This window comes from Pseudomonas zeae (assembly GCF_014268485.2).
Classification (GTDB): domain Bacteria; phylum Pseudomonadota; class Gammaproteobacteria; order Pseudomonadales; family Pseudomonadaceae; genus Aquipseudomonas; species Aquipseudomonas neuropathica.
The window spans coordinates 5,282,222-5,296,126 of the sequence record NZ_CP077090.1; the positions used below are offsets into that span (position 1 = coordinate 5,282,222).

The window sequence follows — 13,905 nt, forward strand, 5'->3', positions numbered from 1 at the left end:
AATGGCAAAACGCCGCGACGGCAGGAGCCGGTCGCGGCGCGGGTATTTCAGCAGTTGAAACGGGGTTTACTGGATCTGCCCGTGGCAATGCTTGAATTTCTTGCCCGAACCGCAGTAGCACAGTTCGTTGCGGCCCAGCTTCTGCTCGTTGCGAACCGGCGCGGTAGCGAGGGCCACATCGACCTCTTCACCCAGTACATCCGGTTGCTCCAGACCAGGGGCCTCGGCGTGTTCGAACTGCATGCGGGCGGCCAGTGCTTCGGCTTCCTGACGCAGACGTTGCTCTTCGGCTTCCGGATCTTCGCGGCGCACCTGAACGTGCGACAGCACACGGATCGAGTCGCGCTTGATCGAGTCGAGCAGTTCGGAGAACAGCGTGAACGACTCGCGCTTGTATTCCTGCTTCGGGTTCTTCTGAGCGTAACCACGCAGGTGGATACCGTGACGCAGATGGTCCATGGTCGACAGGTGGTCTTTCCACAGGTCGTCCAGCACGCGCAGTACGATTTGCTTCTCGAACGAGCGCAGTGCGTCGGCACCGGCCTGGTCTTCTTTCTCGTTGTACGCCGCCATCAGCTCGGTCATGAGCTTCTCGCGCAGGGTTTCTTCGTACAGGTGATCGTCTTCGTCGAGCCACTGCTGGATCGGCAGTGTCACGCCGAAGTCGCTGGCAATCGAAGCTTCCAGACCGGCCACGTCCCACTGCTCAGGCAGCGACTGCGGCGGAATGTGCGCGCTGACGGTGGCGTTGAGCACGTCCTGACGGAAATCGGCGATGGTTTCACCGATGTTGTCGGCGGCCAGCAACGTGTTACGCATGTGATAGATCACTTTACGCTGTTCGTTGTTGACGTCATCGAACTCGAGCAGTTGCTTACGGATATCGAAGTTGCGGCCTTCAACCTTGCGCTGCGCCTTCTCGATCGCGTTGGTCACCATGCGGTGTTCGATCGCTTCGCCCGGCTGCATGCCCAGGGCTTTCATGAAGTTCTTCACTCGATCAGAAGCGAAGATACGCATCAGGCTGTCTTCCAGCGACAGGTAGAAGCGGCTGGAACCGGCGTCACCCTGACGGCCGGCACGGCCACGCAGCTGGTTGTCGATACGACGGGATTCGTGACGCTCGGAGGCAATCACCTGCAAACCGCCGGATTCCAGCACTTGCTGGTGGCGCTTCTGCCAGTCGGCCTTGATCTGGGCAATCTGCTCAGGGGTCGGGTCTTCCAGCGACGCGACTTCCACTTCCCAGTTACCGCCCAACAGGATGTCGGTACCACGACCGGCCATGTTGGTGGCGATAGTCAGGGCGCCCGGACGACCGGCCTGCGCGATGATCTCGGCTTCTTTTTCGTGGAACTTGGCGTTCAGAACCTTGTGTTCGATGCCTTCCTTCACGAGCAATGCGGACATGTGCTCGGAGGTTTCGATGGTGGCAGTACCCACCAGCACCGGACGGCCGGCCGCCATGCTTTCCTTGATGTCCGCAACAATGGCCGCGTACTTCTCTTCGGCGGTCAGGAACACCAGGTCGTTGAAGTCTTTACGCGCCAACGGTTTGTTCGGCGGAATGACCATGACTTCCAGGCCATAGATCTGGTGGAATTCGAACGCTTCGGTGTCGGCGGTACCGGTCATGCCGGACAGCTTGGTGTACAGACGGAAGTAGTTCTGGAACGTGGTCGACGCCAGGGTCTGGCTCTCGGCCTGGATGTTCAGGCCTTCCTTGGCTTCGATGGCCTGGTGCAGGCCTTCGGACAAACGACGACCCGGCATGGTACGACCGGTGTGTTCGTCGACCAGTACGACCTGACCATCCTGCACGATGTATTCAATGTTGCGATTGAACAGCTTGTGCGCACGCAGACCGGCATACACGTGGGTCAGCAGGCCCAAATTGTGTGCCGAGTACAGGCTCTCGCCTTCAGCCAGCAGGCCGACGCGGGTGAGCATGTCTTCGATGAACTGGTGACCGGCTTCGTTGAGTTCAACCTGACGGGTCTTCTCGTCAACGGTGTAGTGGCCTGCCTTGGTGACTTCGCCTTCGACTTCTTCAACGTGCAGTTCCAGCTGCGGGATCAGTTTATTGATCTCCATGTACAGCTTGGAGCTGTCCTCGGCCTGACCGGAAATGATCAGCGGGGTACGCGCTTCGTCGATGAGGATGGAGTCGACTTCGTCGATCACGGCAAAGTTGAGTTCGCGCTGGAATTTTTCTTCCATGCTGAACGCCATGTTGTCGCGCAGGTAGTCGAAACCGAATTCGTTGTTGGTGCCGTAGGTGATGTCGGCGGCGTAGGCCAGACGCTTCTCTTCCGGCGGCTGGAACGGCGTCACGACGCCGACGGTCAGGCCGAGGAATTCATACAGCGGGCGCATCCAGTTGGCGTCACGACGCGCCAGGTAGTCGTTCACCGTCACAACGTGCACGCCCTTGCCGGACAATGCGTTGAGGTAAACACCCAGGGTCGCTACGAGGGTTTTACCCTCACCGGTGCGCATTTCGGCGATCTTGCCTTCGTGCAAGGTCATGCCACCGACGAGCTGTACGTCGAAGTGGCGCATACCCATGATGCGCTTGCCGGCTTCGCGGGCGACCGCAAAGGCTTCTGGCAACAGCTTGTCGAGGGTTTCCCCTTTGGCGATGCGGGCCTTGAACTCAGCGGTCTTGGCGCGCAATTGATCGTCCGAAAGGGCCACCATTTGCTCTTCGAAGGCATTGACGAGCTGCACCGTCTTGAGCATGCGTTTGACTTCACGCTCGTTCTTGCTTCCAAAAAGTTTCTTTAACAAAGGCGCAAACATATCGGCAGGATCTTCCACACTAAAGGGATGGAGGGCGGCCCCGTGAGCGTCGCCCGTGCAGCCCTCATGGCCGCATGCGAACGAGCATTCTACCCGGAAACGGAAGTGAGGAAAGTGGCGATGTTCCACGATGCTGGCACTGCGCTTTGACGGGGCTCACTTAAAATAGGGGCGTTTTGCTCAACTTCAAGTCATACAAGGCAGAAGTTAGTCGTTGATTTAATGGGCAAAGCGAGGGCAAAAGCAATGGGCGAGTGATTTCGGCCTTTCTGCTACCATGGTGTTTCTGTTACTTCAGGTGTTCGATCATGGCATTTCGCCCTCTTACGGCCAGAGCACCCGCCGTTCTCCTGCGCGAAGCCAAGCCGCTCAAAGCCATCCTCGGCCATGCCCAACGATTGGGGCATTTGCAGCGTCTGCTCGAAAGCCAACTGCAACCCGCCGCCCGTGAACATTGCCATGTAGCGTCGTGGCGTGAGGGCAGTCTGTTGCTGATTGTCACCGATGGCCATTGGGCCACACGTCTGCGCTATCAGCAAAAACGCTTGCAGAGGCAGCTGCAGATGTTTGATGAGTTCGCCAGTTTGACGCGGATTCTGTTCAAGGTGCAGCCGCCGACCGTTCAACGCGGAGCGGCCGGGCACACGATGGATTTGTCGACGGATGCAGCGGCGACGATTCAGGCCACGGCGGACGGGATCACTGATCCGGGTTTGCGCGCGGCACTGGAACGACTGGCGGCGCACGCCAAAGCCAAGACCTGAGCGCTATCCGAACGTGAATAATTATTTAATGTGGGAGCGAGCCTGCTCGCTCCCACATTCTGCTCGCCAATACTTCAGTTTTAACGGCGTTTGCTGCCTCCGAGTAATGAGCCCATCAAGCCGCGCACCAATTGCTTACCGAGGTTATTGGCAGCCTGGCGCATCGCCGACTTCAGCGCCTGCCCGGCTGCCGTCCCGAGAAACTCCCCTGCCCTGTCGGCCAGGCTCGGCTCTTCAGCAGTTGGCTTACCCGCTGGCACCTCGGCCTCCGGCGCCAGCCCTTTACGCCCCATCAGAATTTCATACGCCGACTCACGATCGATCGGCTTGTCATAGCGGCCCTTGAACGGCGAACCGGCAATCAGCACGGTTCGTTCGGTCTCGGTCAGCGGCCCGATTCGCGATTGCGGTGGCGCGACCAGCACGCGCTGAACCATCTCCGGCGTGCCTTTCTCGGTCAGCGTGCCGACCAGCGCCTCACCAATCCCCAACTCGGTCAGCACCGAAAGGCTGTCAAACGCCGGATTCGGTCGGAAGCCGTCCGCCACCGCGCGCAGGGATTTCTGCTCTTTGGCGGTAAAGGCGCGCAAACCGTGTTGAATGCGTAAGCCAAGTTGCGCCAGCACGTCATCGGGCAAGTCCGCCGGCGATTGCGTAACGAAGTACACGCCAACGCCTTTGGAACGGATCAGCCGTACCACTTGCTCAAGTCGCTCCTGCAAGGCCTTCGGTGTATCGCCGAACAACAAATGCGCCTCATCAAAAAACAGCGCCAGCAGCGGTTTGTCGGCATCGCCGCGCTCGGGCAATTGCTCGAACAGTTCAGCCAGCAGCCACAACAGGAATGTCGCGTAGACCTTCGGCGCCTCGTGCACCAGACGGCTGGCATCGAGCAAATGAATGCGCCCGCGACCATCGGCGGTCGGTTGCAGAATGTCTTCAAGTTGCAGTGCCGGTTCGCCGAACAAGGCTTCGGCGCCCTGCTGCTCCAGCGTCGCCAAGCGACGCAACAGCGCCTGACTGGAACCGGTGGTCATCAGCGCCGCGTCTTCGCCCAACAGCTGCGGGTTTTCCTTGAGGTGATTGAGCAGCGCTTTCAGATCCTTCAAGTCCAGCAGCAACAGGCCTTCGCGATCGGCGACCTTGAAGGCGGCATATAGCGCCGACTGCTGACTGTCGGTCAGTTCCAGCAGGCTGCCGATCAGCAACGGGCCCATTTCGCTCAACGTGGTGCGCAACGGATGACCGGACTCGCCGTGGATGTCCCACAAGGTCACCGGATAGGCCTGCGGCTTGTGGTTGAGCCACGGCATCCCGGCAATGCGCTCGGCCACCTTGCCCTGCGGATTGCCCGCCGCACCGAGGCCACACAGATCACCCTTTATGTCAGCGGCAAATACCGCGACCCCGGCGTCGCTGAACGCCTCGGCCAAACGCTGCAAGGTGACGGTTTTACCGGTACCGGTGGCGCCCGCGACCAGTCCGTGGCGGTTGGCCAGGCGCATGGCCTGAGCGATCTGTTGGCCTGCGAGGTCGGCGCCGATTACGAGTTGCGAGGAGTCAGGCATTTTGTCACCCAATGGTTAATCTTTGATTCTGCATGGCCGATAAAGAAGAGTGAGAGACCCGACCACAAGTCAGGCCGGACATTTCCCTAAGGAGAGACGGAAATATCAGCTTGTTTTCACCCTTGCCCATTTTGCGCGCTTCTATAAAAGCACGCCCTGGACATTAAGACCTTAGCGGAACCCCAAGCCATGAACAAAAATCTGCGCTTCAGCCATAAAATTTTGCTTGCCGCCGCCCTCATCGTCATCGCCGCCTTCGCCTCGTTTACCTTGTACAACGACTGGTTGCAGCGCAACGCGATCCGCGATGACCTGAACAACTATCTCAACGAGATGGGCGAGGTCACTGCCGGCAATATCCAGACCTGGCTCAGCGGCCGCATTCTACTGATCGAGAACGCCGCCCAAAACATCGCCATCAACCCCGAGCCCGCCAACGTCGCCAGTCTGCTGGAACAGAAAAGCCTGACCTCGACGTTCATGGCGACCTATCTGGGCGATGCCACCGGGCACTTCACCATCCGTCCGGACACCAAGATGCCCGACGGTTTCGATCCGCGCGTGCGCCCTTGGTATAAAGGTGCCGAGGGAAGCAGCACCTCAACCCTGACCGAACCGTACATCGACGCCGCTACCGGCCAGTTGATCATTTCCATCGCCACTGCCTCGAAAAAGGCCGGCCAGAGCGTCGGTGTGGTTGGCGGCGACCTGAGCCTGCAATCGCTGGTCGACACCCTCGCCGCCCGGGATTTCGACGGCATGGGTTATGTGTTCCTGGTCAGCGCCGACGGCAAGATCCTCGTGCACCCGGACAAGGCCTTGGTGATGAAATCACTGAAGGAAGCCTATCCACAGGACACCCCGCGCATCAGCAGCGACTTCAGCGAAGTCACCGTCGATGGCAAGACCCGCATCGTCACCTTCGCGCCGATCAAAGGCCTGCCGTCGGTGAACTGGTACATCGGCCTGTCGGTGGACAAGGATCAGGCCTTTGCGATGCTCAGCGAATTCCGCACCTCGGCAGTGATCGCGACCGTGATTGCCGTGGCAATCATCATTGCCCTGCTCGGCATGCTGATCCGTATTCTGATCCAGCCGCTGCACGTGATGACCCGCGCCATGGAGGACATCGCCGATGGCGAAGGCGACCTGACCAAACGCCTGACCATCGTCAATAACGATGAATTTGGCGTGCTCGGTACCGCATTCAACCGTTTCGTCGAGCGTATTCACGGCTCGATCCGCGAAGTGTCGTCGGCCACCGGCCAGGTTAACGAAGTCGCCCTGCGCGTGGTCGCGGCATCGAACTCGTCGATGTACAACTCTGATCAGCAAGCCTCGCGCACCAGCAGTGTCGCCGCGGCGATCAACCAGCTCGGTGCCGCGGCGCAGGAAATCGCCCGCAACGCCGCCCAGGCTTCGAATCAGGCCAGTGACGCGCGCGGTCTGGCTGAAGACGGCCAGCAAGTGGTGGATCGCAGCATCAAGGCGATGAATCAACTGTCGAGCATGCTCAGCGCGTCGAGCAGCAACATCGAGTCGCTGAATAGCAAAACCGTGAACATCGGCCAGATTCTCGAAGTGATCACCAGCATTTCCCAACAGACCAACCTGTTGGCGCTCAACGCGGCCATTGAAGCGGCACGTGCCGGTGAAGCCGGCCGGGGTTTTGCCGTGGTGGCGGATGAAGTGCGCAATCTGGCGCACCGCACCCAGGAATCGGCGCAACAGGTGCAGACCATGATCGAGGAGCTGCAAGTCGGCGCCCGTGAGTCGGTGAGTACCATGAGCGACAGTCAGCGTCACAGCCAGGACAGCGTCGAGATTGCCAACCTTGCCGGGGAGCGCTTGAACAGCGTGACCCAGCGCATTGGCGAGATCGACGGGATGAACCAGTCGGTGGCCACCGCGACCGAAGAGCAGACGGCAGTGGTGGAGTCGATCAACGTCGATATCACCGAGATCAACACGCTGAACCAGGAAGGCGTGGAGAACTTGCAGGCGACGTTGCGCGCGTGTTCGGACCTGGAGCAGCAGGCTTCGCGTCTGAAACAACTGGTTGGCAGTTTCCGCATCTGAGATCAAAAGCCTACCCCCTCACCCCAGCCCTCTCCCCCAGAGGGGCGAGGGGGAAAGGAAGCCGATCGGGGGATTTTCCAGACCTGAGTTCGACTCAGGTCTCTCAAGTCGGTATAACTCCAACATCCACCTCGGTCAGTCCCCTCTCCCTCCGGGAGAGGGTTAGGGTTAGGGTGAGGGCGCTCTTCAGCTCCACCGCGCAATCCCGACCGAACATCTATTCTTGATAAAGGTCAACCAAGGGAGAACTACGCAACGGAGGGTTGATCACCGTGCATATCGCCGACATCACCATGTTCTACGCCCCGGCCAGCGGCGGCGTGCGTACTTATCTGGATGCCAAACACCGCCGGCTCGGAGTCAAATCCGGTACCCGCCACAGCCTGCTGATTCCCGGTGCGCACTTCGGCGAACACGACGGCGTTTACACGGTTCCCGCCCCCGCCCTGCCCTTCGGCAAAGGCTATCGATTCCCCCTTCGCCTCGCGCCATGGCGAAACGTCCTGCAGGATTTACAGCCCGATCTGATCGAAGTCGGCGACCCTTATCTGACCGCCTGGGCCGCCCTTGATGCGCGACGACAGCTGGATGTGCCGGTAATCGGTTTCTATCACTCGGACCTGCCCTTGCTGATCGGCAATCGCATGGGCCATTGGGTCACACCGAATATCGAGGCGTATGTCACCAGGCTTTACGGCAACTTCGATCGGGTTTTGGCACCCAGTCAGATCATGGCCGACAAGCTCAGCGGCCTCGGTGTACGCAATGTGTTCGTGCAACCGCTGGGCGTCGACCTGCAAACCTTTCACCCCAAAGCCCGCGACCCGCAACTGCGTGCAGAACTGGGCATCGCCGAAGACACCCGGCTGCTGATTTTTGCCGGGCGCGGCTCGAAAGAGAAAAACCTGCCGGTATTGCTCAAATGCATGCAACGCCTCGGCCCGCGCTATCACCTGCTGCTGGTCGGTTCGTCGATGCCCACCGCCGTGCCGGACAATGTCAGCGTGATCGATGAATTCTGCCCCGCGCAACGCGTCGCGCAGTTGATGGCCAGTGCCGATGCCTTGCTGCATGCCGGCGACCAGGAAACCTTCGGCCTGGTGATCCTCGAAGCCATGGCCTGCGGCATTCCCGTGGTGGCCGTGGCCGCCGGGGCTTTCGAAGAGATCGTCACTGATTCCTGCGGCCTCCTGTGCGCACCGAACAACCCGCAAGCGATGGCCAATGCCGTGCGCGAACTGTTCAGTCGCGGCGGTAGCAAACTTGGCACACAGGCGCGCCAGCATGTCGAAACCCACTATGCGTGGGATACGGTGGTCGACAGTTTGTTGGGCCACTATCACGCCGTACTCGGACATACGCTGCCCAAGGTGGCCAATGGTTGAATCGATGAACAACCGCGCCGTCTTGCTGGTGCTGCACGACGTCGCTCCGTCGACGTGGGCGGATTACCAGCCGTTTGTCGAGGCCGTCGACGCCTTGGGCAACGTACCGATGACGTGGTTGGTCGTTCCGAATTTCCACCGGCACAACGCCCTCGACGATCACCCGGCATTTTGCCGACGGCTCGATGAGCGCGTCGCCCGTGGCGATGAGTTGGCGTTGCACGGTTATTTCCACGATGACCAGGAGCCCGGCCCGACGACGCCGCACGACTGGTTCATGCGCCGCGTTTACACCCATGAAGGCGAGTTTTACCGTTTGTCCCGGGAAACCGCCCTCGCCCGCCTGCGCACCGGCATCGAAGTCTTCCAGCGCCACGACTGGCCGCTGCACGGTTTCGTTGCCCCGGCGTGGTTGATGAGCGACGGCACCCGCCAGGCCCTGCGCGAGTTGCCCCTGTGCTACACCAGCGATCCGCAGCATCTGTATCGGTTGCCGGATTTCACCGCGATCGATGCGCCGGGTCTGGTCTGGAGCGCTCGCAGCGCCTGGCGAAGGGGCCTGTCGAAGATTGTCAGCGAGCAGCGTCAACAGCGTTGGCGTCGGGCGTCGGTGATTCGTCTAGGCTTGCATCCCGTGGACATGCGCCACGGTTTTTCCCGTGATTACTGGCTGCACACCCTCGAACGACTGCTGAGCGAAGGACGCGTACCGATGACCAAAATCCACTGGCTCGCCCAACAGCGCGGTCAACTGGGAAGCGCCGCATGAGTCGCGGCATTCTCTTGCTGATCGGCCTGCTCGCGGCGGTGCTGATTCCGGTTGTGCTGGGTGGCGGCGACACCTGGGCGCGGCTGCAGAGTTTCCCGTTGCACTGGCTGTTGATCATGTTCGGCATGATCCTGCTTTGCTGGGGCATCAATACCTTGCGTCTGCGCCTGCTACTCGGTGATCAGCGCGAGCGCGTCACGCCGCTGCAAAGCCTTGGTGTAGTGATGGCCGCCGAATTCGCCTACTGCGCGACTCCCGGTGGCAGCGGCGGGCCGTTGACGATCATGGCCCTGTTGGCCCGCTCCGGCGTGCGGCCGGCCCGGGGCAGCGCGGTGTTTGCCATGGATCAGCTCAGCGATTTGCTGTTCTTTCTCTGCGCCCTCAGCGGCATTTTGATTTATGCGCTGTTCCAGCACCTCAGCGATCGCCTCGAGTGGTTGCTGACCGTCAGTGCGATTTCGCTGTTCGGCGGTTTATTCAGTTGTGTGCTGGTCGCGCGCTATCACCGCACCCTGATTCGCCTGAGCGGTCGCCTGCTGGCAAGGATGAACGTCAAGGCCAGTACCCGCCGCCGCTGGGCGCGCAAGTTGCTGCATTTTCTCGCGGCATTTACCGATACATTGAAGTTGCCCTGGCAAACATTGATCAAAGTATTCGCCCTGACGTGTGTGCATTGGTTGCTGCGCTACAGCGTGCTGTATCTGGCGCTACGCGGCCTGGGCGCGGACTTGCAGTGGGCGTGGAGTTTTCTGGTGCAGATGCTTTCGCTGGGCGCCGGGCAATTCAGCCTGCTGCCGGGCGGCGCGGGGGCGGCGGAGTTGACGTCGGCAGCGTTGCTGGCGCCGATGGTGGGGAAATCCACCGCAGCGGCGGCGATTCTGATTTGGCGGGTGGTGACGTATTACTTTTATCTGCTGGTCGGGGGGCCGGTGTTTTTGTTGATGCTGGGCCGACCGCTGTTAAGGAAACTGATGAAGGTGGGGCAGGCTTGATCGTCCGGTCGCGGCCCGAGCCTTCGGCTGCGCCTGCATGATCGCGCTTCAGCCATCGTCCTTGTTGTCGTTGGACTTCTCTTGCAATTGTTCCCACAACTCCGCAGCGCCGGGAAACTCGGTGCCATCCTCCGGGCCCATGTCCTCGGGATCATATCGACTCAAACACCCTTCGCCCAACGTCGCCGGCGCTTTGGAAGTGGCTTTGTCCAGTGGATCGGCCATGGCTTATCCTCACAGCTGAAATGAAAAAGGGTCTGGACGATTGAACGCCCAGACCCTTGGTTTTTCAAGCCCGTGGGATTGAGATCAGAACACCACAGTCTTGTTGCCGTGCACCAGCACGCGGTCTTCGAGGTGATAACGCAGGCCACGAGCCAGCACCATCTTCTCGACGTCACGACCGAAACGCACCATGTCTTCGATACTGTCACTGTGGCTGACACGCACCACGTCCTGCTCGATGATCGGGCCGGCGTCCAGTTCTTCGGTCACGTAGTGGCAGGTCGCGCCGATCAGTTTCACCCCACGCAGCGACGCCTGGTGATACGGCTTGGCACCCACGAACGACGGCAGGAAGCTGTGGTGAATGTTGATGACCTTGTGCGCGTATTCGCGGCACATGTCTGGCGGCAGGATCTGCATGTAACGCGCCAGGACCACCACTTCGGCATCGTGCTGTTTGACCAGACGCGACACTTCGTCGAAGGCCGGTTGCTTGTCCTGCGGATTGACCGGGACGTGGTAATAAGGAATGCCGTGCCACTCGACCATGCTGCGCAGGTCGTCGTGGTTGGAAATCACGCAGGAGATTTCGCAGTCCAGTTCATCGCTGTGCCAGCGGTGCAGCAAGTCCGCGAGGCAGTGCGATTCGCGGCTGGCCATCAGCACAACGCGTTTTTTCTGCTCGGTGTCGGTGATGCGCCAGTCCATCGAGAACTCTTCGGCGATCGGCGCAAACTTCTCGCGCAGCACTTCAATACCGAAAGGCAGCGAATCGGCACGAATTTCGTGACGCATGAAGAACCAGCCCACCTGGTTGTCCGAGTGGTGGCTCGCTTCGGTGATCCAGCCGTTGTGGGCTGCCAGAAAATTACTGACTTTGGCAACAATGCCAACGCGGTCCGGGCAAGATATCACCAGCCGAAAAGTGCGCATGAGGGGGAAACTCCAGAACTTCGCAAAGGCCGCCATTCTAGCGGCTGCGCAGGAAAACTGCAGTATTGATCAGCAACGGGAGGCGCCAGGCTCAGTGCTACGGATTCTTGATGAGTAGCCGACAGACTGGTGCTGATCCTGCGGGATCGCTTGATCAGACAACTGTGAATATCTGTGATGACTCGATCACACTATTTAACTGAATATTCAATAGAGAGCAGTTTCTCGTAACTAATTTAAATAAAAACCCCGGTTAAATGTTTACTTGATGAAACAGCCTGACTATTATTGCGGCACTGTCCCCCTGCCATCCCGCACTCTACTAAGGTAGTAATCATGTCCTTGATCAACGAATATCGCGCCACCGAAGAAGCCATCAAAGAGCTGCAAGCCCGTTTGAAGAACCTGTCCCAAGACGACAAACTGCAAGCCGAGCTGGAATTCGAAGGCAAACTGCGCACCCTGATGGGCGAATATTCCAAATCCCTGCGTGACATCATCGCGCTGCTGGATCCGGAAGCTAAAACCAAAGCAGTACGCGGCGGCGCAGTAAAAACTACCGGCACCAAGCGTGCTCGCAAAGTTAAACAATACAAAAACCCGCACAACGGCGAAGTCATCGAAACCAAAGGTGGCAACCACAAAACTCTGAAAGAGTGGAAAGCCAAGTGGGGCGGTGACGTGGTTGAAGGCTGGGCTACCCTGCTGGGCTAAGCCGCAACGTCTTCGCAGAGCGATCCGCGAAAAACAAACGCCAGCGAATGCTGGCGTTTTTTTATGCCCGGGATTTAAGCCCGGTCATGTTCGATTTCAAAGATTCAAACGTTTGCGCAATGCCTGGACATAATTCTGCCATTCATTGAGCACCTCACTCTGCATCGGCGTGGCATTAATCGACCATTGCTCGGCCGCCTCGGTAAAAGATTTCAAGGTATTCGGTGCGCCGCACTCAGGCGTGGACAAACGCTGCTGACAAAATATTCTCCAGCGTTCTTGCTCTTCGAAATTCAACGTCTCGGGAAAGTTGCGTGCGCGATATCGAAAGAGTAATTCAGGCAAACGTTCGTCATCGAAAGGCCATTGCTCTTGCGCTAGTTGTGCCGGGTCAGCGCTCCTCACTTGCTCACATAGACGTCGGTCACGGTCACCGATAAATCCGTCGTACAACTGTTGTTCCGGATCCTCGCTCGGAATGAAATCTTCGCTGACATAAATCTCTGCAACTTTATCTTTCCAAACTTGCTGTGCGTCAGTTAGCCGCAGTGCTCGCTGTTGATAAAGCGCCATGTCCAGCCCCAGACGTTGCTGATCCTGCGCACGCAAAACCGCAAGCGGCGCCACCACCGGACAACGGTTGATGTGAATCAGCTTGAGCGGCACCGGCAATTCGCCTTCCAGCAAATCATCACGACGCGTGTACAAACGCTGGCGCAGGGTTTGCGCGTCCAGATCGAGCAAACCCTGCGGGTCGAGGTGCAGATCGCAGACGATCAGGGCATTGCGGTTTTTCGGGTGCCAGGCCAACGGCAGCACCACACCGACATAACTGCGCGCGGCCGAGAAACGCCCGGAAATATGCACCAGTGGCTGCAGCAGACGAATCTGATCCATGACCTTTTGCTTGCTGCGCAACTGGAACAGCCAGTCATAGAGTTTTGGCTGTTTCTCGCGGATCAGCCGGGCCAATGCGATGGTGGCGCGAACGTCTGACAAGGCTTCGTGGGCGTGGCCATGATCGATGTTGTTCGCCGCTGTCAGGCGTTCTAGCTTGAGTGTCACCCGGCCTTCGTCATCTGTCGGCCAGACCAGACCGTCCGGGCGCAACGCATAGGCGGCGCGCACCACATCAATCAGATCCCAACGGCTGTTGCCGCCCTGCCACTCCCGGGCGTACGGGTCGAAAAAATTGCGATACAGGCTGTAACGGGTCATCTCGTCGTCGAAGCGCAGGGTGTTGTAACCGGCGCCACAGGTGCCGGGGGCCGCCAGCTGGGCATGCACCCGCGTCATGAAATCAGCCTCGCTCAAGCCCTTTTCGGCGAGCTGGCTCGGGGTGATGCCAGTGATCGCGCAGGCCGCCGGATGCGGCAGGATGTCTTCGCTGGGCTGGCAATAAAGATTGACCGGCTCGTCGATTTCGTTGAGCGCATGGTCGGTGCGGATCCCGGCCACCTGCAACGGGCGGTCGTTACGCGGATTGATGCCAGTGGTTTCGTAGTCGTACCAGAAGATTGAAGTCACGGGCGGTTTCCTGAACTGAAGATCGGCAAAGTCTAGGCGCTCGACCGCGCTCGCGGCCAGCCTCGCGTCATTCAAACACTTCGGACTTCACGATGTGCAATACATAGTTATGTCGTTTTCCCCCGAGAGGCTGCTAGCATCGACCTC

At 59.3% G+C, this 13,905-nt stretch carries 11 protein-coding genes and 1 pseudogene; 7 read left to right on the plus strand and 5 right to left on the minus strand.

Annotation, left to right across the window (positions count from 1 at the left end):
* Window positions 1–66: 66 nt before the first annotated feature.
* The gene (gene secA / locus HU754_RS23365; protein WP_186623871.1) at window positions 67–2,802 is read right to left on the minus strand and encodes a preprotein translocase subunit SecA; all 2,736 of its coding nucleotides are present in this window, start codon (window positions 2,800–2,802) and stop codon (window positions 67–69) included.
* A gap of 308 nt (window positions 2,803–3,110) precedes the next feature.
* On the opposite strand from secA, the gene HU754_RS23370 reads away from it, so the two are divergent.
* Entirely contained in the window at window positions 3,111–3,566 is a 456-nt protein-coding gene (locus HU754_RS23370; RefSeq protein WP_038366691.1) for a DUF721 domain-containing protein, read from the plus strand.
* Between the two features lie 80 nt (window positions 3,567–3,646).
* On the opposite strand, the gene HU754_RS23375 is transcribed toward HU754_RS23370, so the two are convergent.
* Window positions 3,647–5,134: a helicase HerA-like domain-containing protein gene (locus tag HU754_RS23375; protein WP_186623870.1), complete on the minus strand. Its 1,488-nt coding sequence runs from the start codon at window positions 5,132–5,134 to the stop codon at window positions 3,647–3,649.
* Window positions 5,135–5,323: 189 nt separating this feature from the next.
* Here HU754_RS23375 and HU754_RS29875 point away from each other — a divergent pair.
* From HU754_RS29875 to gpgF, 5 genes and pseudogenes are all read left to right on the plus strand, one after another.
* Window positions 5,324–6,355 (plus strand): annotated as a pseudogene (locus HU754_RS29875) (HAMP domain-containing protein); the annotation flags it as partial.
* A gap of 93 nt (window positions 6,356–6,448) precedes the next feature.
* On the plus strand, window positions 6,449–7,213 hold the full coding sequence (locus HU754_RS29880) for a methyl-accepting chemotaxis protein (protein WP_371043227.1): 765 nt from the start codon (window positions 6,449–6,451) through the stop codon (window positions 7,211–7,213).
* Between the two features lie 272 nt (window positions 7,214–7,485).
* On the plus strand, window positions 7,486–8,598 hold the full coding sequence (gene gpgS / locus HU754_RS23385; RefSeq protein WP_186623868.1) for an N-acetylglucosaminyl phosphatidylglycerol synthase: 1,113 nt from the start codon (window positions 7,486–7,488) through the stop codon (window positions 8,596–8,598).
* Complete coding sequence (gene gpgD / locus HU754_RS23390; RefSeq protein WP_186623867.1) at window positions 8,591–9,367, plus strand: N-acetylglucosaminyl phosphatidylglycerol deacetylase; 777 nt, start codon at window positions 8,591–8,593, stop codon at window positions 9,365–9,367. Before gpgS ends, gpgD begins: the two co-directional genes overlap by 8 nt.
* On the plus strand, window positions 9,364–10,359 hold the full coding sequence (gpgF, locus tag HU754_RS23395; protein ID WP_186623866.1) for a glucosaminyl phosphatidylglycerol flippase: 996 nt from the start codon (window positions 9,364–9,366) through the stop codon (window positions 10,357–10,359). The genes gpgD and gpgF overlap by 4 nt, the downstream gene beginning before the upstream one ends.
* A gap of 48 nt (window positions 10,360–10,407) precedes the next feature.
* Here gpgF and HU754_RS23400 read toward each other — a convergent pair whose 3' ends face one another.
* Both HU754_RS23400 and purU read right to left on the minus strand, forming a co-directional pair.
* Window positions 10,408–10,584 (minus strand): hypothetical protein, encoded by a 177-nt coding sequence (locus HU754_RS23400; protein ID WP_186623865.1) that lies wholly within the window; start codon window positions 10,582–10,584, stop codon window positions 10,408–10,410.
* Between the two features lie 84 nt (window positions 10,585–10,668).
* Window positions 10,669–11,517 carry a formyltetrahydrofolate deformylase gene (purU, locus tag HU754_RS23405; protein WP_007912774.1) on the minus strand — a complete coding sequence of 283 codons (849 nt, stop codon included), beginning with the start codon at window positions 11,515–11,517 and terminating at the stop codon, window positions 10,669–10,671.
* 336 nt (window positions 11,518–11,853) lie between these two features.
* Between purU and mvaT the strand changes: the two genes are divergently transcribed.
* Window positions 11,854–12,231, plus strand: a complete 378-nt coding sequence (mvaT, locus tag HU754_RS23410) for a histone-like nucleoid-structuring protein MvaT (RefSeq protein ID WP_007912775.1) — start codon at window positions 11,854–11,856, stop codon at window positions 12,229–12,231.
* A 96-nt stretch (window positions 12,232–12,327) separates the two neighbouring features.
* On the opposite strand, the gene sbcB is transcribed toward mvaT, so the two are convergent.
* The gene (sbcB, locus tag HU754_RS23415) at window positions 12,328–13,758 is read right to left on the minus strand and encodes an exodeoxyribonuclease I (RefSeq protein ID WP_095126197.1); all 1,431 of its coding nucleotides are present in this window, start codon (window positions 13,756–13,758) and stop codon (window positions 12,328–12,330) included.
* Window positions 13,759–13,905 lie beyond the last annotated feature (147 nt).